Raw genomic sequence first — 25901 nt, 5'->3', positions numbered from 1 at the left:
AGCCTAAGCCCCGGCCGGATCAGTCTGAGCCGGCGGTCCGGGCTGCGCCCGCCACAACAGCTGATTCCGTGTCAGGACGATCAGGGCGATGCTCGTCACCGCGGTCGCGATGGCGGCCTGGACGATCATGAACGGCTCGTACTCGGCGCCGTTGGGCATCAAGATCACGCTGACGAACGACGAGAAGGCGATCGCGGGGATACGGAAGATGGGCCGGGTGGCCCACGCGGCCAGCGGGATCACCGCCCACAGCAGGTACCAGGGCTGCACCACGGGGAAGAGGAGGACGATCGCGCCCAGCGAGACGCCGAGCGCGCCCACCGGATGGATTCGTCCGACTAGGACGGCGATCAGCATGCGGACCGTGATGAAGGCGGCGATCAGCGACGCGATCGGTCGTGTGAGGCTGAGCACAGCGGTGGTGTGGTCGCCGAGGCCGAGCAGGACGCCGGCGAGACCGGTTCCCAGTCCGAGCAACGTCGGGATCGACATCCAGCTGCGCACCTCCGTTGCGGTGCCGAGCGTCTGGGTCCAGCCCATGCCCAGTCCGCTCGCGACGCTGACGAACACCGTCACCGCGATGGTCACCGCGCCGAGGATGGCCGCAGCGGACACCAGTGACTTGAGGTTGCCGCCCCACCGCCGGGCCAGGGCCATGCCGACGAAACCGAGTGCCAGTAGCGACGGAATCTTGATCGTCGAGGACAGCACGATCAGCGTCGCGCCCGCGAGCAGGAGGAGCAGGACCCGGCCCCGGATCGGTTGGACGCTGTCGACGGCACGCAGGGCCACCTCGACGCCGGCCAGCATCAGGCCGATCATGAGAGCCTCGTTGTGGATGCCGGCGACCAGGTGGAACAGCACCAGTGGGTTCGCCGCGCCCAGCCACAACGCGCTCACAGCGGAGACGCCGCAGCGGCGGGCGAGGCGGGGCAGCGCCCACACGATCAGCGCGACACCGGCGAGCGCGAGAATGCGGTGCAGGAAGATCCCGGCCACGATGTTGTCGCCGGTCAGGTAGGTGATTCCGCGTCCCATCCAGAGGAACAGGGGACCGTAGGGCGCCGGCGTCTCACGCCAGATGTTCGGCACGGTCCGGGTGAGGACGTGATCGACGCCGAGTGCCCCGGCCGGTCCGATCTCGTACGGATCGAGGCCGCGGGCGGTGATCTCACTCTGCGCGAGGTAGGAGTACACGTCGCGGCTGAACATCGGCGGAGCGACTGTGAGGGGAATCACCCACAATAGAAGGGTGCGGTCGAGTTGCGACCGGCTCAGCTGTCGGGGCGCTCGGCCGCCGCGGATGTTTCCGACCGCGAATCGGCCGAGTAGCAGCCAGGCCAGCACCACCATGACGGTGCCCGTCATCGCCATGCTCAGGGTCGCGCTCGGCATACGTGCCGGCAGGCCGAGGATCCGCAGGCCCTGGACCGGGTTCTGCAGAACAGGTTGCGCTCCCGCGCCCAGCGCGCCGACGGCCATCAATACTGCGCCGGTCGCACCGAAGAGTCGGATGTGGTGCAGTTGGCGGTTCTCGCGGGCGTTGAGACCTGGCGACTCCGGTTCGTCGCCGTGGAGGGCGTCGCCTACCGACGGGCGGGGGGAACGCCCGTCGATCCCGAGCGCGCGCTTGGCGAAGGTCGTCGCCCGCTCGGCCCGAGATCGGGCCGGGGCGTCCGACTCGTTGTCCATCTCGGTCTGCGGCACACGGTGCAGCGTAGCGGGGCGGGCGGGGGACTCCGGTCACGGCGGATCGACGACCCGGCCGAATCGGTGTGGCGCCCGTTACACAGGCAACCCTTCGTGGACCGCTGGGCCTAATTCCGTCACACTGGTGTTGTGAAATCGGAAGCGGCTCGACGTTCGAGTGGAGAAAGCGCAGCTCACGTGACTGCGTCGTCCTCCGCTGGTTCCACGGTGTCCGTTGCCGGTGCACACGAAGGACACACTCGCGCCGCGGTCGTTCAATTGCTCGTCGAGGAGGGGCCGATCTCGGCCACCGACATCGGCGTGCGACTCGGTCTCAGTGCGGCCGGTGTCCGACGGCATCTGGATGCGCTCATCGATGCGGGTGAGGCGCAAGCCGCGAGTGCCGCCAGTTGGCGGCAGCGTGGTCGTGGCCGTCCCGCGAAGCTGTTCCAGATCACCGCAGCGGGTCGGGGCAAGCTCGGCCACACGTATGACGACCTCGCCGGTGCCGCGATGCGGCAGTTGCGGGAGATCGGTGGCGACGCGGCCATCGAGGACTTCGCCCGACGTCGGGTGCAGTCCATCGTCGGCGACGTCGCGCCGGTGACCGAGGACAAGCCGGAGGAGGTGGAGTCCACCGCCGAGGAGATCGCGGAGGCGTTCACCTCGGCCGGGTTCGCCGCCTCGATCCGTCCGGTCGGCAACGGGGTGCAGATCTGCCAGCATCACTGCCCGGTCTCGCACGTGGCCGAGGAGTTCCCCGAACTGTGCGAGGCGGAACGGGCCGCGTTCGCCGCCTTGCTCGGCCGACACGTGCAGAGGTTGGCGACCATCGCCAACGGGGACTGCGCCTGCACCACGCATGTCCCGCTCGCGTTACCCCGAACGACCGAATAGATGATCTCGATTTTCTCCCTGCCGGTGTCCAGCTCTCACCGGTACGTACCAAGACTCCGGAAGGAGCTCGCATGACCGTCACATCAGACCAGGTGACACCCGAGGCGCCACTGACGCAGGAAGAGACGATCGCCTCGCTGGGCAATTACGGCTACGGCTGGTCGGACTCCGACGCCGCCGGTGCCAGTGCACAGCGAGGTCTGTCCGAGGCCGTCGTGCGGGACATCTCCTCGAAGAAGAACGAGCCCGAGTGGATGCTCGACATCCGCCTCAAGGCGCTCAAGACCTTCGACAAGAAGCCCATGCCGCACTGGGGTTCGAACCTCGACGGCATCGATTTCGACAACATCAAGTACTTCGTGCGGTCCACCGAGAAGCAGGCCGAGAGCTGGGAAGACCTGCCCGAGGACATCAAGAACACGTACGACAAGCTGGGCATCCCGGAGGCGGAGAAGCAGCGCCTGGTCGCCGGTGTCGCCGCGCAGTACGAGTCCGAGGTGGTCTACCACCAGATCCGTGAGGATCTCGAGGCTCAGGGCGTGATCTTCCTCGACACCGACACCGGTCTGCGCGAGCACCCGGAGATCTTCCAGGAGTACTTCGGCTCGGTCATTCCGGCCGGCGACAACAAGTTCTCCGCGCTGAACACCGCCGTCTGGTCCGGTGGCTCGTTCATCTACGTCCCGCCGGGTGTCAAGGTCGACATCCCGCTGCAGGCCTACTTCCGGATCAACACCGAGAACATGGGTCAGTTCGAGCGGACGCTGATCATCGTCGACGAGGGCGCCTCGGTGCACTACGTCGAGGGCTGCACGGCCCCGATCTACAAGTCCGACTCGCTGCACTCCGCGGTCGTCGAGATCATCGTCAAGAAGGGCGGCCACTGCCGCTACACGACGATCCAGAACTGGTCGAACAACGTCTACAACCTGGTGACCAAGCGCACCAAGGTCGAGGCCGGCGGATCCATGGAGTGGATCGACGGCAACATCGGCTCCAAGGTCACGATGAAGTACCCGGCCGTGTGGATGATGGGCGAGCACGCCCGCGGCGAGGTTCTCTCCGTCGCGTTCGCCGGCGAGGGCCAGCACCAGGACACGGGTGCGAAGATGCTGCACCTGGCGCCGCACACGTCGTCGACGATCGTCAGCAAGTCCGTCGCCCGCGGCGGCGGCCGCGCGTCCTACCGCGGCCTGGTCCAGGTCAACAAGGGTGCGCACGGGTCGAAGGCGACCGTCAAGTGTGACGCCCTGCTGGTCGACCAGATCAGCCGTTCCGACACGTACCCGTACGTCGACGTCCGCGAGGACGACGTGACGATGGGCCACGAGGCGACGGTGTCGAAGGTCAGCGACGACCAGTTGTTCTACCTCATGAGCCGCGGTCTGACCGAGGACGAGGCGATGGCCATGGTGGTGCGAGGGTTCGTCGAGCCCATCGCCAAGGAGCTGCCGATGGAGTACGCCCTCGAGCTCAACCGCCTGATCGAACTGCAGATGGAAGGGGCGGTGGGCTAGTGAGCACCCCCGTGACGGGAGTACAGGGTGCGGTGGCCGGCGAGAACGTCGCCCCCGCAACCAACAAGGGTGAGGTCTTCACCTCGTTCGACGTGAATGCGTTCGAGGTGCCCGCCGGACGCGACGAGGCGTGGCGGTTCACCCCGCTGCGCCGGCTGCGGGGTCTGCACGACGGCACCGCCGTCGCATCCGGCTCGGCCACTGTCGAGGTCACCGGTGGCGACATCACCGTCGAGACCGTCGGCCGTGACGATGCCCGCCTCGGCCAGGGCGGCGTCCCGTTCGATCGTGTCGCCGCGCAGGCGTACTCGTCGTTCGAGACGGCGACCGTCGTGACCGTCGGTCGCGAGACCGAGGTGGCGGAGCCGATCAACATCGTCGTCACCGGACCCGGTGAGGGCCAGGTGGCGTTCGGCCACCTGCAGATCCGCCTCGAGACCTTCGCGAAGGCGACCGTCGTCCTCGATCAGAAGGGCAACGGAACCTACGCGGAGAACGTCGAGTTCGTGCTCGGCGACGGCTCGTCGCTGACCGTCGTCGCGGTCCAGGACTGGGAGGACGACGCGGTGCACGCGGCGGCCCACCACGCGATGCTCGGCCGGGACGCGGTGCTGCGGCACACCTCGGTGAGCCTGGGCGGCGACCTCGTCCGGATCACGCCGACGGTCAAGTACGCGGGCCCCGGCGGCGACGCCGAGCTGCTCGGCCTCTACTTCGCCGACGCCGGTCAGCACTTCGAGCAGCGCCTGCTGGTGGACCACTCGCAGCCGCACTGCAAGTCGAATGTCGTGTACAAGGGTGCGCTGCAGGGCGATCCGGCCTCCGGTAAGCCCGACGCACACACCGTGTGGATCGGCGACGTGCTGATCCGTGCCGAGGCCGAGGGCACCGACACGTTCGAGCTCAACCGCAACCTGGTGCTCACCGACGGCGCGCGCGCCGACTCCGTGCCGAACCTCGAGATCGAGACCGGCGAGATCGTCGGCGCCGGACACGCCAGCGCGACCGGACGTTTCGACGACGAGCAGCTGTTCTACCTGCGCGCCCGGGGTATTCCCGAGGACCAGGCGAGGCGACTGGTGGTGCGTGGTTTCTTCCACGAGATCATCAACCGCATCGCCGTTCCCGAGGTGCGCGAGCGCCTCGAGGCCGCGGTCGAGGCCGAACTCGCCGCCGTCGGCGCCTGATCCGGGCCCGCCTCCAGCTTTCCGCCGATACTTCCCAGAGGAAATCGAATGTCTACCCCTGAAAACTCGGTTCTCGAAATCAAGGACCTGCACGTCAACGTCGCCAGCTCGGACGAGAACGCCGAGCCGATCAACATCCTCAAGGGCGTGAACCTCACCGTCCGCTCGGGTGAGACCCACGCGATCATGGGCCCCAACGGCTCCGGCAAGTCCACCCTGTCGTATGCGATCGCCGGCCACCCCAAGTACGAGGTGACCTCCGGTTCGATCACCCTCAACGGTGAGAACGTCCTGGAGATGAGCGTCGACGAGCGCGCCCGCGCCGGTCTCTTCCTGGCCATGCAGTACCCGGTCGAGGTTCCGGGCGTGTCGATGTCGAACTTCCTGCGCACCGCTGCCACCGCGGTCCGTGGCGAGGCCCCCAAGCTGCGCCACTGGGTCAAGGAGGCCAAGGAGGCGATGGTCGAGCTCGAGATCGATCCCGCGTTCGCCGAGCGCAGCGTCAACGAGGGCTTCTCGGGTGGCGAGAAGAAGCGCCACGAGATCCTGCAGCTGGGTCTGCTCAAGCCGAGGATCGCGATCCTCGACGAGACCGACTCCGGCCTGGACGTCGACGCGCTGCGCGTCGTCTCCGAGGGCGTCAACCGCTACAAGGAGCGTGAGAACGGCGGCATCCTGCTGATCACGCACTACACGCGGATCCTGCGCTACATCGAGCCCGAGTTCGTGCACGTGTTCGTGAACGGCCGCATCGTCGAGTCCGGTGGCGCCGAGCTCGCCGACGAGCTCGAGACCAACGGCTACGTGCGGTTCACCCAGGCTGCAGCGTCCGGGGCAGAGGCGTAGTTCGGATGACCACCACGGCGGCAGCGCTGGACGTCACCAGGATCCGGGAAGACTTCCCGATCCTGGGACGTACCGTGCGCGACGGAAAGCCCTTGGTGTACCTGGACTCCGGTGCCACGTCGCAGCGTCCGGTCCAGGTGCTCGACGCCGAGCGGCACTTCCTCACCACGTGCAACGCCGCGGTGCACCGCGGTGCGCACCAGCTGGCCGAGGAGGCCACCGACGCGTACGAGGGTGCCCGCAGTGCAATCGCGTCGTTCGTCGGCGCCGGCGCGGACGAGCTGGTGTTCACCAAGAACGCCACCGAGTCGCTCAACCTGGTTGCGCACGTGTTCGGTGACGACCGGTTCTCCCGGGTCGTCGGCCCGGGCGACGAGATCGTCGTGACCGAGCTCGAGCATCACGCGAATCTCGTTCCGTGGCAGGAGCTTGCGCGCCGCACGGGCGCGACGCTGCGCTGGTACGGCATCACCGACGACGGGCGCATCGACCTGGACTCGCTCGAGCTGACCGACAAGGTCAAGGTCGTCGCGTTCACGCACCAGTCGAACGTGACCGGTGCGATCTCGCCGGTGACCGAGCTGGTCCGGCGGGCGCAGGCCGTGGGCGCGCTGACGGTGCTCGACGCATGCCAGTCCGTGCCGCACATCGCCGTCGACTTCCACGCTCTCGACGTCGATTTCGCGGCGTTCTCGGGACACAAGATGCTCGGCCCGTCCGGCGTCGGCGTCCTCTACGGCAAGCGCGCGCTGCTGGCGTCGATGCCGCCGTTCATCACGGGCGGCTCGATGATCGAGACCGTGACGATGGAGGGCAGCACGTACGCGCCCCCGCCGCAGCGCTTCGAGGCCGGTGTGCCGATGACGTCGCAGGTGGTCGGGCTCGGTGCCGCCGTGAAGTACCTCGAGGACATCGGCATGGATGCCATCGCGGCACACGAGCATCAGCTCGTCACCGCGGCGCTGGAGGGGCTCGCCGGGATTCCCGGCGTCCGCATCGTCGGCCCGACGGACGGAATCGACCGCGGCTCTGCCGTGTCGTTCCTCGTCGACGGGATCCACGCCCACGACCTGGGCCAGGTCCTCGACGACGACGGCGTGGCCGTCCGCGTCGGCCATCACTGCGCGTGGCCGATGCACCAGCGGTTCGGCATCGCCGCCACCGCGCGGGCGTCGTTCGCGCTGTACAACACCCTCGACGAGGTCGATGCGCTGATCGCCGGTATCCGGCGGGCGCAGGACTTCTTCGGTGTCGGCGGAGGAGCCTGAGCGTGCGTCTGGAGCAGATGTACCAGGAAGTGATCCTGGACCACTACAAGCACCCGTTGGGTCGCGGTCTGCGCGATCCGTTCGGCGCCGAGGTGCACCACGTGAACCCGACGTGCGGTGACGAGATCACGCTGCGCGCGCACCTGTCGGAGGGTGAGGACGGCCGGCCCGTCGTCGCAGACATCTCCTACGACGGCCAGGGCTGCTCGATCAGCCAGGCGTCGACGTCGGTGATGTTCGACCAGATCGTGGGTATGCCCCTCGATGAGGCGCTGCGCACGGTCGACGCGTTCAGCGAGATGGTGAGCAGTCGGGGCACCGTCGAGGGTGACGAGGACGTGCTCGGCGACGGCATCGCGTTCAGCGGCGTGTCGAAGTACCCGGCGCGCGTGAAGTGCGCGCTGCTGGGATGGATGGCTTTCAAGGACGCCGTTGTTCGAATAGTCGACGGCAATCCCGAAGACGACCTTGCTCGAACCGGAGGACAGACATCATGACCGAGACCCAGGCCGAGCAGGCCCAGCCCGAGAACGCGGCGACCGAGGCCGAGAGCGGTGCCGAGTACGGCGCATCGCTCACCCCGGAGCGCCTCGACGAGCTCGAGGAGGCGATGCGTGACGTCGTCGACCCCGAACTCGGTATCAATGTCGTCGACCTCGGCCTGGTCTACGACTTCAAGGAGATCGACGAGAACGGCATCGACGTCGTCCTACTCGACATGACGCTGACGTCCGCGGCCTGCCCGCTGACCGACGTCATCGAGGAGCAGTCCAAGCGCGCCCTGGTGAACAGCAGCCTGTGCGACGAGCTGCGGATCAACTGGGTCTGGATGCCGCCGTGGGGCCCGGACAAGATCACCGAGGACGGCCGCGAGCAGCTGCGCGCGCTCGGCTTCACGGTCTAGCGGGTTGGCCCGGGATTCCCGGGTACTGACCTACCGCGAGGTCGGTGCCACCGCCGGAGAGCTGCCGGCCGGCTACCGACACCTGCGGGAATCGACCGCCATCGGACGCGGCGAGGATGCCTTCCTCGCCGCGTCCGACGCGTTGATGGGCTGGGATGTCCACCGGCGTGCATGCCTACGGGTGGAGGCCGAGTCGCCGATCGCGGTGCCCGGCACCACCGTCGAGTTGCGGTGGTTCGGCTTCACGATCCCGTGCCGCGTGATCTACGTCGTCGACGAGCCCGACCGTCGCGGATTCGCGTACGGCACGCTGACCGGTCATCCCGAGTCGGGGGAGGAGCGGTTCTGCGTCGAACGCCACGCCGACGGCGCGGTGGTCGCGACGATCACCGCGTTCTCGCGTCCCGGCCGCTGGTTCACCCGCGTCGGCGACCCGGTGGCACGTCTCGTGCAGCGTGCGATGACGCGGCGCTATCTGGACGCGTTCGCCGACTGACGCGTCAGGCCCGCTTGCGGCCCGCCTTCTTCGCGGGTGCGGGCTTGACGTCCTCGCCGGCCGCCTCGAGACTGCGCTGCAGGGCCGCGACCAGGTCGACCACCTCGGCGTCCTCGCCGCCTGCCTCGGCCCGTTCGGCGGCGGGGATGACCTTCTTGCCACCGCTGGCGATCGCGTCGTCCAGGAGTTGGCGGAGCTGGATCTGGTAGTCGTCGGTGAACTCGGTGGGGTCGAAGTCCTCGGCCATGCTCTCGACGAGCGTGCCGGCCATCTTCAGTTCCTTGGCCTTAGGTTCCTCGGCGTCGTCGAGGGACGGGAATGCGGCCGCGCGGACCTCGTCGGGCCACAGCAGTGTCTGGATCACCAGCACCCCGTCCCGTTCCCGCAGTGCCGCCAGTCGGGTCTTCTGGCGGAGGGTGAAGTGCACCAGTGCGGTGCGATCGGTCTTCGCGAGTGTCTTCGCCAGCAGCACGTACGCCTTCGGTGTGGCCGAGTCCGGCTCGAGGTAGTAGCTCTTCTCGAACAGGATCGGATCGATCTGGTCGGTGGGCACGAACTGCAACACCGGGATCTCGTGTTGCTCGGCCGCCGGCAGCTTCTCGAAGTCCTCGTCGGTGAGGATGACGCGATCGCCGTCGTCGGAGTCGTAGGCCTTGTCGATGTCCGCGAACTGCACCGTCTGGCCGCATTCACTGCACACCCGGTTGTACTTGATCCGTCCGCCGTCCTTGGCGTGGACCTGATGGAAGCGGATGTCGTGGTCCTCCGTCGCGGAGTACACCTTGACCGGCACGTTGACCAGCCCGAACGCGATGGAACCCTTCCAGATTGATCGCATGGAACCCACTATTGCCCAGATCGGGGCACGGTGTCGGCTCCGCCGAGAAGATCATCACCATCTCGAGACATTTCGGCGACGTCGGACCGACAGGCAGGCGTCGTCGCGGCGTCTGCGGCGAACGCCCGTCGAACAGTCGACGAACGGTCCGTCCGGCGTCGGGAGAATTGGTCTAGTCCGATTCAGGCTGTTCGTTGTGACTAACAACATCACATCCCCCAAGGCCCTGTCCCTCCTCCTCGCCGCCGGTGCCGTCGCGGCCGGTGTCGTCGGCGCAGCGGGTACCGCGAGCGCCGCGCCCACGCCGTCGGTCACCAAGACCGTCGTCATCGGACTCGACGGCACGATGCTCGACTACGTCAAGGACGCGAACACCCCCAACCTGCATCGGCTGATCGCCGAGGGCACCAGCGGGCAGTCGTCGATCCTCGGTCACCCGACGATCTCCGGTCCGTCGTGGTCGACGATCCTCACCGGCGTGTGGCACACCAAGCACGGTGTGGTCGACAACTCGTTCAACGGCTCGCGCTACGACCAGTACCCGACGGCCTTCACCCGCATCGAGCAGGTGAAGCCCGAACTGCGCACCGCCTCGATCTCGACGTGGGGCGGCATCGCCACCATCGCCGGATCGGGCACACCCAAGGCCGACGTCGTCGTGACGACCCCGGGTGCCGGCAGCGAGGCCGCGACCGACGCGGCCACCGCGACTGCCGTCGCCGCCGAGATCGCCTCCAATGGTCCGGATTTCGTCTTCACCCAACTCGACCAGGTGGATGGCGCCGGACACTCCTCGGGCACCGTCGGATCGGAGTACGCGCCGGCCCTCGAGCGCGTCGACGCCGAGGTCGGCAAGATCGTCGACGCGGTCGACGCGCGCAGCAACGCCACCGGCGAGAAGTGGACGATCATCGTCACCTCCGACCACGGCCACAAGCCGAACGGCGGCCACGGCGGCCAGAGTGCCGAGGAGGCAACGACGTTCGTGATCGCGCGCGGTGCGGGCTACCAGGCCGGCGTCGCCGACGACGAGTACACGATCGCCGACGTCGCTCCCACGGTCCTCGACAACCTGGGCATCGCCCAGCCCGCCGACCTCGACGGCGCCCCGCTGCCGAAGACCGCGCCGACCGTGACCGGTTCCCTCGGCCGGCTGCCGTCGTGGATCCCGACGGGCTCGCTCGGGTCCTGAGTCACGACCGTCGGACGCCGGCTGCCGCCAGCGTCCGACGGATCGGCGGCGGTGCCTTCCGGAAGATCTCCCACATCGCCGCGGCGATGGCCGCGGGGTGATCACGTCCGGACAGGTAGGCCCGCTGCCGGTCCACCGGCAGGGCGAAGAAGGCCTCGAAGAACGCGGCGGTGCATGCCGGATCGAGGCTCAGCAGCGCCCGCAACCCCACCTCGCGCAGGGTCCGGACGGCTCGGGTGGGTAACGGCCACAATGCTTTTGTGGGGTCCCTGCCGGTGGTGAGCGCGGTGACCACCTCGTCGACCGCGCACAGGGACGCCGCCACGCTGTAGCCGGTGCCCGGGTGGATCAACCCCGCCCGGGCACCGAACGCGGCCACCGCGGACCCACCGCGCGGAGCCTCCACGGGAAAGCGCACCCGTTCGGCCGGCGCGGCGGCGGGCAGTTCGACGCCGCGGTTACGCAGCCGGGTCGCGAGTCGCGTGCGCAGCGAATCGGGCGGCAACCCGGGCCGTCCCACGAGACAGGTCTCCTCGAGCAGCACCCGGTCGGCACCGAGGGGGACGGCATAGAGGAACGACGCCGGATCGTCCGGCGCGGTGCCGTTATCGCGGCGCCAGTCCATGAACCAGCCGTCGGCCCCGGCCATCGCGGGGGCCGCGACCTCCTCGGACACCACGATCCCGAACGCGGTCTGCTCCGCCAGCGCCGGATCGGGGCGCAGGCCGCGCGAATCGATCACCCGTGCCGCGCGGATCTGCGTGCCGTCGCGCAACGTGACCGTGCCGGGGCCGATCTCGGCCGCTACCCCGCGAACGACGCGATCGAATCCGAGCCGCGCATGCAGGGCGGAGTTGTCGAGCACGGCGTACGCGCGGTCGAGGCTCCGTTCGCGCGTCGTCCACACCCGGGGTCGGGACACCCGGGCACGCAACACCGACGAATCCAGCCAGGACGGCAGTTCGTCGACCCAGGCCGCGTAGGTGGGCGTCCACGGTCGGTCGGGCGTCGGGTCGACACCCACCACCCGCAGCCCGGCGGCGGCGGCGCGGTGGGCGAGGGCGCGGCCGGCGGGACCGAGGCCCACCACCGCGACATCGGCGGAGAACGTAGGGATCAGAGCCCGCCCGTCGCGAGCAGTCCGCCGTCGACGCGGACGGTCTCGCCGGTGATCCAGGCGGCATCGTCGGAGACGAGGAAACCGACCAGGGCGGCGACGTCCTCCGGGGTTCCCAGCCGCTTCATCGGGTAGACCGACGACGCCTGATCCTCGCCGGCCGACACGAGGGCCGCCGCGAACTTGGTCTTCACCACGCCGGGGGCGACGGCGTTGACCCGGATCTTCGGCCCGAGCTGCCACGCGAGTTCCTCGGTGAGCCGGATCAGCGCGGCCTTCGAGGCGCCGTACGCGGCGATGACGCCGGTCGAGCGGATGCCGGCGACGCTCGCGAGGTTCACGACCGCGCCACCGTGCTCGCCCATCCAGGCCCGGTACGCCTCCTGGACGTAGCCGAGGGCGGCGACGACATTGACGTCGAAGATCTTGCGGACGGCGTCGAGGTCGGCGTCCATCAGCGCGCCGTAGACCGGGTTGATGCCGGTGTTGTTGATCAGGATGTCGATCGATCCAAGGTCGCTCACCGTGCGGGCGACGGCCTCGGTGCGGGCGTCGGCGTCGCCGGAGTTCCCGACGATCGCGATGACCTTGCCGGCGTGCCCGAGGGCGCGCAGGTCCGCGGCCGCTTCCTCGAGCGGTTCGGGTTTGCGCGCGGTCACCACGACGTTGGCGCCGCGCCACAGCAGTTCCGCGGCGATGGCCTTGCCGATTCCTCGGCTGGCGCCGGTGACGAGGGCGTTGCGTCCCTGCAGATCGTTCGCACGTGTCATGGAGCCGAACGTTAGCCGACTCACTGCACCGCGGTGTGGCGACAATCCCGCGTCACGGTAAAATCGGTGGTTCTTGTGCTCTATCGCGGGCACGATGACGTCCGAATGGCGCAGTGCGTGCGCTTCGGGGCCGTCCCGCCTTTTCTCACCTAGGGAGTTTTGCTTGATTACCGCCACCGACCTCGAAGTTCGTGCCGGTGTGCGGACGCTGCTGTCTGCCCCGGGTTCGGCGTTGCGTGTGCAGGCCGGGGACCGGATCGGTCTGGTGGGGCGTAACGGTGCGGGGAAGACGACCACCCTGCGCATCCTGGCGGGGGAGGGCGAGCCCTACGCGGGTGCGGTGATCCGCAGCGGCGAGTTGGGGTATCTGCCGCAGGACCCGAAGGAGGGCAACCTCGACGTCCTCGCGAAGGACCGGGTGCTGTCGGCGCGGGGTCTCGACGAGATCATGCGCAAGATGGAAAAGCAGCAGACCATCATGGCCGAGGCCGTCGACGACGCGGTCCGTGACAAGGCCGTGCGCAAGTACGGTTCGCTCGAGGACCGGTTCTCCGCGCTCGGCGGGTATGTGGCCGAGTCCGAGGCGGCCCGCATCTGCAACAGCCTCGGGCTGGCGGATCGCATCCTGGAGCAGCCGCTGCGCACCCTCTCCGGTGGTCAGCGTCGCCGCGTGGAGCTGGCCCGGATCCTGTTCGCGGCCTCGGACGGTTCGGGCGGCAAGTCGAACACCACGCTGCTGCTCGACGAGCCCACCAACCACCTCGACGCCGACTCGATCACGTGGTTGCGTGGTTTCCTGCAGAACCACGACGGCGGCCTGATCGTGATCAGTCACGACGTGGACCTGCTCAACGACGTCGTGAACCGGGTGTGGTTCCTCGACGCCGTGCGCGGCGAGGCCGACATCTACAACATGGGCTGGAAGAAGTACCTCGACGCCCGCGCCACCGACGAGCAGCGGCGCCGGCGTGAACGCGCGAACGCCGAGAAGAAGGCCGGTGCGCTGCGCGTGCAGGCGGCCAAGCTCGGCGCGAAGGCGACGAAGGCGACCGCGGCGCAGAACATGGCCAAGCGCGCCGACAAGATGATGGCCGCTCTCGACGAGGTGCGGGTGGACGACAAGGTCGCCCACATCCGCTTCCCGGAGCCCGCCACCTGCGGCAAGACACCGCTGATGGCCGAGAACCTGACCAAGATGTACGGCTCCTTGGAGATCTTCGCCGGTGTCGATCTGGCGATCGACCGTGGCAGCCGGGTGGTCGTGCTCGGGCTCAACGGTGCCGGTAAGACGACGCTGCTGCGCATCCTGGCGGGCACCGAAACGCCCAATGCGGGCGAGCTGGTCCCCGGTCACGGCCTGAAGATCGGCTACTTCGCTCAGGAACACGACACCCTCGACGACGACGCGACCGTGTGGGAGAACATCCGGCACGCCGCCCCCGACACCGGGGAGCAGGAACTGCGTTCCCTGCTGGGGGCGTTCATGTTCACCGGCCCGCAGCTCGAGCAGCCGGCCGGCACGCTGTCCGGTGGCGAGAAGACGCGTCTGGCGCTGGCCGGGCTGGTGTCGTCGGCGGCGAATGTGCTGCTGCTCGACGAGCCGACCAACAACCTCGACCCGATCTCGCGCGAGCAGGTGCTCGACGCGCTGCGCAGCTACAAGGGTGCCGTCGTCCTCGTCACGCACGATCCGGGCGCCGCCGAGGCACTGAACCCGGAGCGGGTCATCCTGCTGCCTGATGGGCAGGAAGATCACTGGTCCCAGGAGTACCTCGAACTCATCCAGCTCGCCTGATTCGTCCCATCCCCGCTGGCTGAGCGAGTTTTCGGTTTGTTGATCACGCGTCGATCGGTGATCTAGCCTGGAAACCGGGGCTCGCTCAGCTGACCGGAGGATGTCATGGCGGAGAGCACGGGGATCGGCGGGGTTTCCGGCGGGGTTTCCCGGGGGGCCCGAATCACCGGGGAATCGCGTGACAAACTCCGCGACGAACTGAAAGCCCAGTACGAAGCCGGTGCGAGCATCCGCACCCTCGCCGAACAGACCGGCCGCTCGTACGGGTTCATCCACAACGTGCTCGTCGAGGCGGACGTGACACTGCGGCGGCGGGGTGGGCCGAACCGGCGCAAGAAGACTGTTTGACCAGGCTGTTACCGGATCGGGGAGCTTCTGGTGGGATCCCACCAGCCGGAGCCAACAGGGATTCCAGTTTCGATCGGCCGGTCCGCGAGATTCTGCCGTCCGGCGAGGGCTTGTGGTATCACGGAAAATCGCCAGCTTGAAGGTCCGCGTTATGTACTGTCCGAATCATGCGTATGCGGGCTGTAGCTGCGTCCTTGCTGCTCGCTGCCGCCGTGGCCGGTTGCGCGAGCACCGGTACGGGCGGTGATGGGCTCGACTCGCCCGTATCCTCGCCGCCGAGTGAGGAATCTCAGCTCTACTCCGCTGCGCTGCACCAACTGGTTCTCGTCGACAATCCCTTCGCGAGATCGCCGTCGCCGGTCGGGTACGTCTACGTCGTCGACGGTTCGCAGTTCGACACCGACCTGAAGAACGACATCACCGCACAGTCCGGCGATCTTCCCTCTGTCGAGTTCATTGCAAGCCCTGATCAGCGGGCAGATGTCGGAAGGCAAGGCTTGACTGGCGTCGAGAACGACGGAGTCATCATCGAGCTCGATCCGACGCAGCGACAGGACGACGGGAGGGCCCACGCCGGCGTACGACTATGGTGTGGCATCGATTGCGGAATCGGGCTCACCTACGTCCTCGAGCGCATCGACGGACAGTGGACAGTCACCGGAACGACGGGCCCCGTTACCATTTCCTGAAGCATGGTTCTTGTTCGGTGCGCCACCGCTACGTCGTCGCGCGAGGCTGTAACTGGACTCCGCGGGGAGGCCGCCGTTTCCATTCGACACGGATGCCTACGGATCCCCGCCGGATCGCCACCCACACCCAACGCCGACGTCCATCCGGGAGTGGCCCGCTAGACGTTTGCCGGTGGGCGGCCGGATGAGGAACCGCCGAGCCGTACTCGCAGCGTCGCCAGGCCGGGGCCCTCGAGCTCGTTCGCGACATCGCCGCGTCCGGCGACGGACATGAGCAGGGCCTCGCCGGGTCCGCGGACTTCAGGTCCGCTTCCCGCGGTCCAGTCCAGGTCTGTTGCCGCCAATCGAAGGCCCCGGATCCGTCGGTGTGCGCCTATCGGGGGCGCGATGCGCGCGAAGTCGAGAGCGGGCACGAGCGCCTCGGCGGGGATATCCCGCGGGAGGCCGAGCGGCCGACGAATGTCCTGCTGGTGGATCATGCCGTCGACGAGCGCGATTCGGCTCCCGAATGCGGTGGTGAGTCCTCGGGGCTGCAGGCTGCGATCCAGTAAGTCGAGCAGTTGGTGTGGGCTGTGCTCTGCGAAGTCGTCCAGCCCGATCGCGTTGGCGCGGTCGAACCGCAACCAACCGCGAGCGAACCTGCTCGCCACCCCGCCGGGGCCCAGCTCCTCGTAGCTCAGCATGTGGGCAACGACGTCGCGGACGCTCCAGCCCGCGCACAACGATGGCGTCTGCCACTGCTGTGGGGTGAGTGAATGCAGGAGAGTCGCGAGTTGGGTCCGCTCGGCGCGGGCCAACTCCTTCACGTCACGCACTGCAACTCCCGGACTGGTCCAAGACCACGAGTAGCCCGTGCCCATTGCCGGCCGTTCCCCTGTTGTGCCGCGGTCGGCGATCAGTAGCCATGACGCAGTATCACTCGATCTCGGCCGGCGGCGGGCCGGTTACGCGCGAACGCCCGCAGCTGATGAAGGGACGAGTCGGTTCAGGTATCTCTGCGACGCACCGATTCCTCGACGAGATCGAGCACGGCCGAGAGGTTCTCGCCGCCGTGGCCGGAGGCGATGCGTGCGATCAGGCCGTCGAGGACCAGGTCGAGGTAGTCGAGCAGAACGTCGGTAGGCAGGTCGTCGCGCAGGCGTCCGGCCGACTTCTGGCGCTCGAGGCGGCGGACGGTGGCCTCGGTGAGTTCGGCACTGCGCTGTGTCCAGTCGCGGGCGAACTCGGGGTCGGTGCGCAGCCGTCGGGCGATTTCGAGTCGCGTTCCGAGCCAGTCGAACTGCTCGGGGGACGCGAGCATGTCGCGCATCACCTGGACCAGACCGCCCTCGGCGACGACGTCGGCCATGCGTTTGGCGTCCTCGTGGGCAAGGGCGAGGAACAGTCCGTCCTTGTCCTTGAAGTGGTGGAAGATCGCACCGCGCGAGAGCCCGGTGGTTTCCTCGAGGCGGCGCACGGTGGCGCCGTCGTAGCCGTACTGCGCGAAGCACTGGCGGGCCCCGTCCAGAATCTGGCTCCGCCGCGCCGCGAGATGGTCTTCACTGACCTTGGGCACAGCCGACATCCTTTCGTACGAAACTGCAACGGCGGGCCCGAGACTGACGTCCCGAGCCCGCCGTCAACGCGCTGAGTGATCCCGGGGAACCGGGATCACACGATCAGGTGACTAGCCCCGGATCATGTTGCGCAGCACGTACTGCAGGATGCCGCCGTTGCGGTAGTAGTCCGCCTCACCGGGGGTGTCGATACGGACGACCGCATCAAACTCTGTACGAGACCCATCCGCCTTGGTCGCGGTGACCTTGACCGTCTCCGGGGTGACGCCCTCGTTCAGCTTCGCGACGCCCGCGATGTCGAAGGTCTCGGTGCCGTCCAGGCCCAGCGAGCCTGCCGACTCACCTGCCGGGAACTGCAGCGGGACGACGCCCATGCCGATCAGGTTCGAGCGGTGGATGCGCTCGAACGACTCGACGATGACGGCCTTGACGCCGAGCAGGCTGGTGCCCTTGGCGGCCCAGTCACGCGACGAACCGGAGCCGTACTCCTTGCCGCCCAGCACGACCAGCGGGATGCCGGCGGCCTGGTAGTTCTGCGACGCGTCGTAGATGAACGACTGCGGGCCACCCTCGAGGGTGAAGTCGCGGGTGTAGCCGCCCGAGACGTCGTCGAGGAGCTGGTTGCGCAGACGGATGTTCGCGAACGTGCCGCGGATCATCACCTCGTGGTTACCGCGACGCGAGCCCAGGGAGTTGTAGTCCTTGCGCTCGACACCGTTGGCGTCCAGGTACTGCGCGGCCGGGGTACCGGGCTTGATCGGGCCGGCCGGGCTGATGTGGTCGGTGGTGACCGAGTCGCCGAGCAGCGCGAGCACGCGGGCGCCCGAGATGTCGGTGACCGGAGCCGGATCCATCGTCATGCCGTCGAAGTACGGCGCCTTGCGGACGTAGGTCGACTTCTCGTCCCACGCGAAGGTATCGCCCTCCGGGGTGGCCAGGTTCTGCCAGCGCTCGTCGCCTGCGAAGACCGTGGCGTAGGACTTGCGGAACATGTCCTGGCTGATGGCCGACTTGATGGTGTCGTCGATCTCCTGCGCGGACGGCCAGATGTCCTTGAGGAAGACGTCGTTGCCGTCCTGGTCCTGACCCAGCGCGTCGGTCTCGAAGTCGAAGTCCATGGTGCCGGCCAGCGCGTACGCGATGACGAGCGGCGGGGACGCCAGGTAGTTCATCTTGACGTCGGGGGAGATGCGACCCTCGAAGTTGCGGTTGCCGGAGAGCACCGCGGTGACCGACAGGTCGTGCTCGTTGATCGCCTTGGAGATCTCCTCCGGCAGCGGACCGGTGTTACCGATGCACGTGGTGCAGCCGTAACCGCCGAGGTAGAAGCCGAGCTTCTCGAGGTACGGCCACAGGCCGGCCTTCTCGTAGTAGTCGGAGACGACCTGCGAACCCGGAGCCATGTTGGTCTTGACCCACGGCTTGGTCTCGAGGCCCTTCTCGACCGCATTGCGGGCGAGCAGAGCGGCGCCGAGCATGACCGACGGGTTCGACGTGTTGGTGCAGGAAGTGATGCCGGCAACCGCGACCGCGCCGTGGTCGAGAACGAACTCGCCGCGCTCGGTCTTCACCGTCACCGGCTTGCTCGGGCGTCCGTGCGAACCGTTGGCGGCCGACGGAATCACCGAGGCGACGTCGGAGACGCCGGCCGTCGAGGCCGGGTCGGACGCCGGGAAGGACTCCTCGACGGCCTCGTCCAGCGCGGAGTGGGCGGCCTCGGCACCGTTGGTGACGTAGGTGACGATGTCGCGACGGAACGCGTCCTTCGACTCCGACAGCAGGATGCGGTCCTGAGGACGCTTCGGGCCGGCGATCGACGGCACGACCGTCGACAGGTCCAGCTCGAGGTACTCGGAGTACGCGGGCTCGTGGTCCGCGTCGTGCCACATGCCCTGCTCCTTGGCGTACGCCTCGACGAGCGCGAGCTGCTCCTCGGAACGTCCGGTCAGACGCAGGTAGTTGATGGTCTCGCCGTCGATCGGGAAGATCGCTGCGGTGGAACCGAACTCGGGGCTCATGTTGCCCAGGGTCGCGCGGTTGGCCAGCGGCACCTCGGCGACGCCCGCACCGTAGAACTCGACGAACTTGCCGACCACGCCGTGCTTGCGCAGCATGTCGGTGACGGTGAGCACGACGTCGGTCGCGGTCACGCCGGGCTTGATCTCACCGGTCAGCTTGAAGCCGACGACGCGCGGGATCAGCATGGAGACCGGCTGGCCGAGCATGGCAGCCTCGGCCTCGATGCCGCCGACGCCCCAGCCCAGCACGCCCAGGCCGTTGACCATCGTGGTGTGCGAGTCGGTGCCGACGCAGGTGTCGGGGTATGCCTGACCGTTGCGGGTCATGACGGTGGGCGCCAGGTACTCGATGTTGACCTGGTGCACGATGCCCATGCCCGGGGGGACGACCTTGAAGTCGTCGAACGCGCCCTGGCCCCAGCGCAGGAACTGGTAACGCTCGCCGTTGCGCTGGTACTCGAGGTCGACGTTGCGCTCGAGAGCGTCGGCGCGGCCGAAGACGTCGAGGATCACCGAGTGGTCGATGACCATGTCGGCCGGGGAGAGCGGGTTGACCTTGTTCGGGTCGCCGCCGAGGGCGGTGACGGCCTCACGCATGGTGGCGAGGTCGACGACACAGGGCACGCCGGTGAAGTCCTGCATGATCACGCGCGCGGGGGTGAACTGGATCTCGACGCTCGGCTGCGCCGAGGGGTCCCAGTTCGCGATGGCGCGAATGTGATCGGCGGTGATGTTGGCACCGTCCTCGGTGCGCAGCAGGTTCTCGGCGAGAACCTTCAGCGCGTAGGGCAGCTTCTCGGTGCCGGGGACGGACGCGAGGCGGAAGATCTCGTACGAGTTGTCTCCGACCTCGAGCGTTCCCTTGGCGCCGAACGAATCAATACTGGTGGTCACGTCAGCTCCACTCGTCTTTGAGGTTCGCCGTCGACGGGGCTGTGTCGACGGCTGAAGCGAGGCACGCGAACAGGACCCGATTCGGTCGGCGGACCGAACCCGACAGTTCCGCGGGCGTCTCGAAACGAGTCTAACAGTACGCTTGTCCTGTGAGACTGCAGGGTATTGCCGAGTTCCGGCCGGGGCTGACGGGCCTGCTCGCGTCGGTCCAATCCTCACGCAGTCGGCGCGCGGGCGCAACGGACGAGGCGGTCTCGGCGGCGGGCCGTCACGTACTGTGCAGTGCACGCTTGCCCTTCGTCACCGAACCCGGATGAGAGATGTCTGCTCCTATCGCGCATGCCCTGCTCCCGCTCGTCGCCACCATTCCCGATGGCGTCTCCGTCGACTCGGTGCTCGCGGACCTCGCGGACGACGGAGTCTCGGCGCCCGCATCGGACGTGGAGGGTCTGCGCGACGTCGTGATCCGCGCCGAGGAGCACGGGATCAAGCTCAGTGTCGTTGTCGTGGACAAGGATCCGGGCCGATCCGAGCAGTTGCGGGACCTCGCGACCGAGGTGGGGCAGACCGAGGGCGGCACGGTGCTGGTGCTCGGACCGTCGGCGCCCGGCACCTACAGCGACACCGTGAGCCGGGTCGTGCTCGAGGGTGCGCAGGACCGCACGTACACCGGTAACGCCGTCGAGTCGGCGAACAACTTCGTCGACGAGATCACCGAGCCCGGTACGCCGTGGGGCCTCGTCACCGCCCTCCTGGTGCTGGTGGTGGTGCTGGTGGGCGGGGTGTCCTACTTCGCGAAATCGCGCCGTGGACCCGCCCCCGCGTCTGCCCCGTCCGGTCCGGCCGTGGGCGCCGATGCCGATTCCGACGGGGACAGCGCCGCCCGCTGACGCCCGGCGTTCGCCGCCCGAACTCCCACCCACCGTCCCGACCGCCCGTACCTGCGCGAGGGCCGTCGATTCGGCGTATTCGCGCCATTTCCCCAGGTCGAATTACGTCCACGTCATTTGTGACAAGAGTTCACCAGAGAGCGCAAAGTGTCGTACGGTGCCAATGGCACTTTTTGGGGAAGAAGTGTCGCGAGAGTGATGTGACGATTCGCGTGACCGTTGTGCCGTCACGCGATCTGCGCGTCGCCGGCGGTGCCGTCGGCGTACCTCCCCGCACGGGTCGGACAAGCCGCCGGCCCGGTCACAGCCTTAGGGAGGGTGTTGTGAGGCGGAGGGGTTCTAGGAGTTCACGCGGTGGCGTGCGACGTCCGGGCTTCTCGCGGACGCGTTCACGGTTCGCCCGAGTCGTGTTGGGTGTGAGCATCGTCGGCGCGCTGGTAGCGGGGACACCGGGCATCGCGGCCGCCGTGCCGCCGCCACCGCCCAATCCGTCCGATGCCGAGATCCAGAGCGGCAACGCGCAGGTCTCGGAGGGCGTCGTCCAGGTGGGTGACCTCATCAACCGAGTGGCCACCGCGAACCAGGAGTTGTCGCGGCTCGACGACGAGGTCGCGATCAAGCGCGAGGACGTCAATCGCGCCCTCGTCGACCTGCAGAGCGCTCGGGACGCCGCGGATGCCGCGGGCGGCATGGTGGCGCAGAGCCAGCAGGCGCTTCGTGACGCCGGAACGCAGATCGAGCAGGCCCAGAAGCGGTTCACCGACTACGCGGTGTCGAGTTACACCAAGGGGCGCAACGTCGCGTCGCTGTCGTCGTACTTCGGTGCCGAGGGGCCCGACGACATCCTGGACCGCGCCCAGATCATGCGGGTGCTGTCGGCGAGCCAGAAGGCGGTTCTCGAGAACCTGCAGCGGGCGCGGACCGAGCAGGCCAACCGGGACTCCGCCGCCCGCGAGGCCAAGCAGCGCGCGGACGCCGCGGCAAGCGAGGCCGAGTCGAAGAAGGCGGAGGCGGAACAGGCGATCGTCTCGGCCCGGAGTGCGCTCGAGGAACAGGCCACCCGGAAGGCTCAGATCGAGGCCGACCGCAATTCGGCCCAGGCGCAGCTCGACGCCGCCCGGAGCAACGTTGCCGGACTGCAGGGCCAGCGCGAGGCATACATCAACTGGGACAACCAGCGGCAGGCGGAGGAAGCAGCCGCTGCTGCCGCCGCTGCCGCCGCCGCCGAGGCCGCGCGGCGGGCCGCGGAGGATCGCGCGGCGAACGAGCGGGCGGCCCAGCTGGCGGACGGTGAGCGCCCACACACCCAGATCGACGACGGGGACTCCGGCTGGACGCCACCGGCCCAGTCCCAGCCACGCCCGATGTCTCCGGCCGTCACCGGGAGCGCGGCGATCGAGACGGTGATCGACCGTGGCATGTCGCAGCTGGGCGTCCCGTACGCATGGGGTGGCGGGAACGCCAGCGGCCCGACACTGGGCATCCGCGACGGCGGCGTCGCCGACAGCTTCGGCGACTTCGACAAGGTCGGATTCGACTGCTCGGGACTGATGATCTACGCGTTCGCCGGTGTCGGAATCTCCTTGCCGCACTACACCGGATATCAGTACACGGCGGGCACCCAGGTGGCGTCGTCGGACATGCGTCGTGGCGACATGATCTTCTACGGCCCGAACGCGAGTCAGCACGTCGCCCTCTACCTCGGTGACGGGCAGATGCTCGAGGCGCCGCAGTCCGGGTCGATCGTGAAGGTCTCGCCGGTGCGGTGGGACGGGATGACGCCCTACGCTGTCCGTATGGTGTCCTAGGTCACCTCGCCTGCGTGCGGGGAACGGGTGACACCTGGAATAGTTGAGCGGACAGTCGAGTCGATGAGAACGATCTAGGTGGAAGCGGGGATTCTTGGTGACCTCACGTGACGGCGCGGTAGCTGGGTCCGGCTCGGAGGGAGCGCACGCGAGCGCGGGGGCGCCGGCGTCCGATCTCGCTCGTGACGTGCACACCCTCGAGCGGGCGATCTACGAGGTCAAGCGAGTCATCGTCGGGCAGGACCGCCTGGTCGAGCGCATGCTCGTCGGCGTGCTGGCCAAGGGGCACGTGCTGCTCGAGGGCGTTCCGGGCGTCGCGAAGACGCTGGCCGTGGAGACGTTCGCGAAGGTCGTCGGCGGATCGTTCTCCCGCGTGCAGTTCACCCCGGACCTCGTGCCCACCGACCTGATCGGTACCCGCATCTACCGGCAGGGCCGCGAGCAGTTCGACACCGAGCTCGGCCCGGTCGTGGCGAACTTCCTGCTCGCCGACGAGATCAACCGCGCACCCGCGAAGGTGCAGTCGGCGCTGCTCGAGGTCATGGCCGAACGCCACGTGTCGATCGGCGGCAAGACGTACCCGATGCCCGAGCCGTTCCTGGTGATGGCGACGCAGAACCCGATCGAGAACGAGGGCGTCTATCCGTTGCCGGAAGCCCAGCGCGACCGCTTCCTGTTCAAGGTGCTCGTCGACTACCCGTCGGTGGAGGAGGAGCGCGAGATCGTCTACCGGATGGGCGTCGCCGCTCCGGAGCCGCATCAGGTTCTCGACGCGCACGAACTCGTCCGACTGCAGAAGGTCGCGAGCACCGTGTTCGTCCACCACGCGCTGGTCGACTATGTGGTCCGTGTGATCGCCGCGACGCGCACGCCTCGACAGTTCGGCCTCGACGACGTCGCCGGTTGGATCGCCTACGGGGCGTCGCCGCGCGCGACGCTCGGCATCATCTCCGCGTCCCGCGCCCTGGCGCTGCTCCGCGGACGCGACTACGTCGTCCCGCAGGACGTGCTCGAAGTCATTCCGGATGTGTTGCGCCACCGTCTGGTTCTGTCGTACGACGCGCTCGCCGACGAGGTGTCGCCGGACGACGTGATCACCCGGGTGCTGCAGACCGTCGGGCTGCCGCAGGTCGGCGCCCAGCCGGTTGCGCCGGTGGCACCGCCGGCGTTCGAGCCCGCGCACCTGTCCTCGTCGGGCACGCAGCAACAGTGACCCGTCGCGCGGGAGCAGTGCCGTCGTTCCGCTCCGGATCGCTGCGCGACCCGGAACTGACCGCCGCCCTGCGGACCCTCGAACTGACCGTCCGCCGACGCCTGGACGGGGTGCTCCACGGCGATCACCTCGGTCTGATCCCCGGTCCGGGCTCCGAACCGGGCGACGCCCGCGAGTACCAACCCGGTGACGATGTGCGCCAGATGGATTGGTCGGTGACCGCCCGCACCACCCATCCGCACGTCCGGCAGACGGTCGCCGACCGGGAGCTCGAGACGTGGCTCGTGGTCGACCTGTCGTCGAGTCTGGACTTCGGAACCGTCGGGTGCGAGAAGCGCGACCTCGCGGTGGCCGCGGCCTCGGCCATCACCTACCTCGCCGGCGGCAGCGGGAACCGGATCGGTGCCATCGTCGCCACCGGGGATCGGACGGTGCGGATTCCGGCGCGTGGGGGCCGCGTCCACGCGCAGGCGATGCTCCGGCGCATCGCGTCCACCCCGCACGCCGCCGACGGTGTCCGCGGCGACCTGCGCGGCGCGCTCGAGTCGCTCCGCCGCCCGGAGCGCCGACGCGGTCTCGCCGTGGTCATCAGCGATTTCCTGGGGCCGATCGACTGGGAGCGCTCGCTGCGCGCCCTGTCCGGCCGGCACGAACTGCTCGGCGTCGAGGTACTCGACCCGCGCGATACGGCGCTGCCCGACGCGGGCGACGTCGTGCTGTTCGACCCCGAATCGGGTCGGACGCGGGAGTTCTCGACGACACCCCGGTTGCGCGCCGACTTCGCGCGCGCCGCGCAGTCGCATCGCGACGACGTGGAGGCCGCGCTGCGACGCTGCGGGGCACCACGACTGAGCTTGAGTACCGATCGGGACTGGATCGCCGATGTCGTGCGGTTCGTCACCTCCCGTCGGCACAGCTACGGCGCTCCCGGGACCCGGGCGGCGCGCGGATGAGCCTGTCGCAGTTCGCTTCTCCCTGGTGGTTGTTGTTCCTGGTGGTCGTGGCGGGGTTGGCCGCGGGCTACGTCGTCATTCAGCGTCGCCGCCAGAAGCACGTGTTGCGCTTCGCGAACATGGAGCTGCTCGAGAAGGTCGCACCCAACCGGCCGAACCGGACCCGGCACATCCCGATCGCCCTGATGCTCGTCGGGCTGGTCTTCCTGACCGTCGCGCTCGCCGGGCCGACCGCCGACAAGCGGGTCCCGCGGAACCGCGCGACGGTGGTGCTGGTGATCGACGTGTCGCTGTCGATGAAGGCCACCGACGTCGAGCCGAGTCGTCTCGCGGCCGCGCAGGAGGCGGCGAAGTCGTTCGCCGACGGCCTGACTCCGGGGATCAACCTCGGGTTGGTCGCGTTCGCGGGCACCGCATCGGTTCTGGTGTCGCCGACGCCGAATCGCGACGAGACCAAGGCCGCGATCGACAACCTGAAGCTCAGCGAACGGACCGCGACCGGTGAGGCGATCTTCACCTCGCTGCAGTCGATCGACACGCTCGCAGCGGTTCTCGGCGGCAGCGAGCAGGCGCCGCCCGCCCGCATCGTGCTGCTCTCGGACGGCAAGCAGACCGTGCCGGAGAGCCCCGACGACCCGCGCGGTGGGTTCACCGCGGCCCGGCAGGCGAAGGACAAGGGCGTGCCGATCTCCACGATCTCGTTCGGTACGAGCTACGGCACCGTCGAGATCGAGGGCGACCGCATCCCGGTGCCGGTGGACGATCCCTCGCTCCGGGAGATCGCGAACCTCTCGGGCGGCAACTTCTTCACCGCGTCCAGCCTCGAGGAACTACGCGACGTGTACGACACACTCGAGGAGCAGATCGGTTTCGAGAACGCCCGCGGCGACGCCAGTCGACCCTGGCTCGTCCTCGGCGTGCTCTTCAGCGCGGCGGGACTCGCGACGGCACTCGTGCTGCGGCAGCGCCTGCCCTGATCTGGTCCGTTACGTCGAATTCGTCCACCTCCGCCCGAA

24 protein-coding genes are annotated in these 25901 nt (G+C 68.4%); 17 read left to right on the top strand and 7 right to left on the bottom strand.

All coding sequences use genetic code 11. From position 1 onward, the window contains the following. Nucleotides 1–3 precede the first annotated feature (3 nt). Nucleotides 4–1692 (bottom strand): polyprenol phosphomannose-dependent alpha 1,6 mannosyltransferase MptB, encoded by a 1689-nt coding sequence (gene mptB, locus J2X34_RS06045; RefSeq protein WP_114722759.1) that lies wholly within the window; start codon nucleotides 1690–1692, stop codon nucleotides 4–6. Between the two features lie 195 nt (nucleotides 1693–1887). On the opposite strand from mptB, the gene J2X34_RS06040 reads away from it, so the two are divergent. From J2X34_RS06040 to J2X34_RS06005, 8 genes are all read left to right on the top strand, one after another. Then, nucleotides 1888–2586, top strand: a complete 699-nt coding sequence (locus J2X34_RS06040; RefSeq protein WP_174910007.1) for a helix-turn-helix transcriptional regulator — start codon at nucleotides 1888–1890, stop codon at nucleotides 2584–2586. 71 nt (nucleotides 2587–2657) lie between these two features. Next, the gene (sufB, locus tag J2X34_RS06035) at nucleotides 2658–4103 is read left to right on the top strand and encodes a Fe-S cluster assembly protein SufB (protein WP_114722734.1); all 1446 of its coding nucleotides are present in this window, start codon (nucleotides 2658–2660) and stop codon (nucleotides 4101–4103) included. Continuing rightward, a complete protein-coding gene (gene sufD, locus J2X34_RS06030; RefSeq protein WP_114722735.1) occupies nucleotides 4103–5290 on the top strand; it encodes a Fe-S cluster assembly protein SufD in 1188 nt (395 codons plus the stop codon). The genes sufB and sufD overlap by 1 nt, the downstream gene beginning before the upstream one ends. 48 nt (nucleotides 5291–5338) lie before the next feature. Continuing rightward, a complete protein-coding gene (sufC, locus tag J2X34_RS06025; RefSeq protein WP_114722736.1) occupies nucleotides 5339–6136 on the top strand; it encodes a Fe-S cluster assembly ATPase SufC in 798 nt (265 codons plus the stop codon). A gap of 5 nt (nucleotides 6137–6141) precedes the next feature. Next, a complete protein-coding gene (locus J2X34_RS06020) occupies nucleotides 6142–7404 on the top strand; it encodes a cysteine desulfurase (protein WP_429516370.1) in 1263 nt (420 codons plus the stop codon). Between the two features lie 2 nt (nucleotides 7405–7406). Beyond that, nucleotides 7407–7901, top strand: a complete 495-nt coding sequence (gene sufU / locus J2X34_RS06015; protein ID WP_114722738.1) for a Fe-S cluster assembly sulfur transfer protein SufU — start codon at nucleotides 7407–7409, stop codon at nucleotides 7899–7901. Next, nucleotides 7898–8308 (top strand): metal-sulfur cluster assembly factor, encoded by a 411-nt coding sequence (locus J2X34_RS06010; RefSeq protein ID WP_114722739.1) that lies wholly within the window; start codon nucleotides 7898–7900, stop codon nucleotides 8306–8308. Before sufU ends, J2X34_RS06010 begins: the two co-directional genes overlap by 4 nt. Before the next feature lie 4 nt (nucleotides 8309–8312). Next, nucleotides 8313–8804, top strand: coding sequence for a DUF1990 domain-containing protein (locus J2X34_RS06005; protein WP_181818832.1), 492 nt, complete (start codon nucleotides 8313–8315; stop codon nucleotides 8802–8804). A 4-nt stretch (nucleotides 8805–8808) separates the two neighbouring features. Here J2X34_RS06005 and J2X34_RS06000 read toward each other — a convergent pair whose 3' ends face one another. Beyond that, on the bottom strand, nucleotides 8809–9642 hold the full coding sequence (locus J2X34_RS06000; protein WP_114722740.1) for a Ku protein: 834 nt from the start codon (nucleotides 9640–9642) through the stop codon (nucleotides 8809–8811). A 196-nt stretch (nucleotides 9643–9838) separates the two neighbouring features. On the opposite strand from J2X34_RS06000, the gene J2X34_RS05995 reads away from it, so the two are divergent. Next, nucleotides 9839–10834: an alkaline phosphatase family protein gene (locus J2X34_RS05995; protein ID WP_429516369.1), complete on the top strand. Its 996-nt coding sequence runs from the start codon at nucleotides 9839–9841 to the stop codon at nucleotides 10832–10834. Nucleotide 10835: 1 nt separating this feature from the next. Here the strand turns inward: J2X34_RS05995 and J2X34_RS05990 are convergent, their stop codons facing one another. After that, complete coding sequence (locus J2X34_RS05990) at nucleotides 10836–11921, bottom strand: lycopene cyclase family protein (protein WP_429516432.1); 1086 nt, start codon at nucleotides 11919–11921, stop codon at nucleotides 10836–10838. Nucleotides 11922–11950: 29 nt separating this feature from the next. Continuing rightward, the gene (locus J2X34_RS05985) at nucleotides 11951–12721 is read right to left on the bottom strand and encodes an SDR family oxidoreductase (protein WP_114722741.1); all 771 of its coding nucleotides are present in this window, start codon (nucleotides 12719–12721) and stop codon (nucleotides 11951–11953) included. 163 nt (nucleotides 12722–12884) lie between these two features. Between J2X34_RS05985 and J2X34_RS05980 the strand changes: the two genes are divergently transcribed. From J2X34_RS05980 to J2X34_RS05970, 3 genes are all read left to right on the top strand, one after another. Next, complete coding sequence (locus tag J2X34_RS05980) at nucleotides 12885–14516, top strand: ABC-F family ATP-binding cassette domain-containing protein (protein WP_429516368.1); 1632 nt, start codon at nucleotides 12885–12887, stop codon at nucleotides 14514–14516. 105 nt (nucleotides 14517–14621) lie between these two features. After that, nucleotides 14622–14864 (top strand): helix-turn-helix domain-containing protein, encoded by a 243-nt coding sequence (locus J2X34_RS05975; protein WP_114723021.1) that lies wholly within the window; start codon nucleotides 14622–14624, stop codon nucleotides 14862–14864. Nucleotides 14865–15031: 167 nt separating this feature from the next. Next, the gene (locus tag J2X34_RS05970) at nucleotides 15032–15553 is read left to right on the top strand and encodes a hypothetical protein (RefSeq protein ID WP_174910021.1); all 522 of its coding nucleotides are present in this window, start codon (nucleotides 15032–15034) and stop codon (nucleotides 15551–15553) included. A gap of 158 nt (nucleotides 15554–15711) precedes the next feature. On the opposite strand, the gene J2X34_RS05965 is transcribed toward J2X34_RS05970, so the two are convergent. The 3 genes from J2X34_RS05965 to acnA all read right to left on the bottom strand — a co-directional run bounded on the left by J2X34_RS05965 (nucleotide 15712) and on the right by acnA (nucleotide 20021). Then, a complete protein-coding gene (locus J2X34_RS05965) occupies nucleotides 15712–16368 on the bottom strand; it encodes a maleylpyruvate isomerase family mycothiol-dependent enzyme (RefSeq protein WP_254622916.1) in 657 nt (218 codons plus the stop codon). A gap of 170 nt (nucleotides 16369–16538) precedes the next feature. Next, nucleotides 16539–17108: a TetR/AcrR family transcriptional regulator gene (locus J2X34_RS05960; RefSeq protein ID WP_174910025.1), complete on the bottom strand. Its 570-nt coding sequence runs from the start codon at nucleotides 17106–17108 to the stop codon at nucleotides 16539–16541. A 111-nt stretch (nucleotides 17109–17219) separates the two neighbouring features. Then, nucleotides 17220–20021 carry an aconitate hydratase AcnA gene (gene acnA / locus J2X34_RS05955; RefSeq protein WP_174910027.1) on the bottom strand — a complete coding sequence of 934 codons (2802 nt, stop codon included), beginning with the start codon at nucleotides 20019–20021 and terminating at the stop codon, nucleotides 17220–17222. Between the two features lie 320 nt (nucleotides 20022–20341). On the opposite strand from acnA, the gene J2X34_RS05950 reads away from it, so the two are divergent. The 5 genes from J2X34_RS05950 (at nucleotide 20342) to J2X34_RS05930 (ending at nucleotide 25862) form a co-directional block, all read left to right on the top strand. Next, nucleotides 20342–20911 (top strand): DUF6676 family protein, encoded by a 570-nt coding sequence (locus J2X34_RS05950; protein WP_258558014.1) that lies wholly within the window; start codon nucleotides 20342–20344, stop codon nucleotides 20909–20911. A gap of 359 nt (nucleotides 20912–21270) precedes the next feature. After that, nucleotides 21271–22719 carry an NlpC/P60 family protein gene (locus J2X34_RS05945; RefSeq protein WP_429516367.1) on the top strand — a complete coding sequence of 483 codons (1449 nt, stop codon included), beginning with the start codon at nucleotides 21271–21273 and terminating at the stop codon, nucleotides 22717–22719. 97 nt (nucleotides 22720–22816) lie between these two features. After that, a complete protein-coding gene (locus tag J2X34_RS05940; protein WP_114723026.1) occupies nucleotides 22817–23932 on the top strand; it encodes an AAA family ATPase in 1116 nt (371 codons plus the stop codon). Continuing rightward, on the top strand, nucleotides 23929–24885 hold the full coding sequence (locus tag J2X34_RS05935) for a DUF58 domain-containing protein (protein WP_114723027.1): 957 nt from the start codon (nucleotides 23929–23931) through the stop codon (nucleotides 24883–24885). Before J2X34_RS05940 ends, J2X34_RS05935 begins: the two co-directional genes overlap by 4 nt. Further along, nucleotides 24882–25862, top strand: a complete 981-nt coding sequence (locus tag J2X34_RS05930; protein WP_114723028.1) for a VWA domain-containing protein — start codon at nucleotides 24882–24884, stop codon at nucleotides 25860–25862. The genes J2X34_RS05935 and J2X34_RS05930 overlap by 4 nt, the downstream gene beginning before the upstream one ends. The last annotated feature ends 39 nt before the right edge of the window (nucleotides 25863–25901 follow it).

Origin of the sequence: Rhodococcus sp. BE178, assembly GCF_050433545.1 — a bacterium.
Classification (GTDB): Bacteria; Actinomycetota; Actinomycetes; order Mycobacteriales; family Mycobacteriaceae; genus Prescottella.
This window is presented reverse-complemented; position numbering and strand designations above follow the sequence as displayed.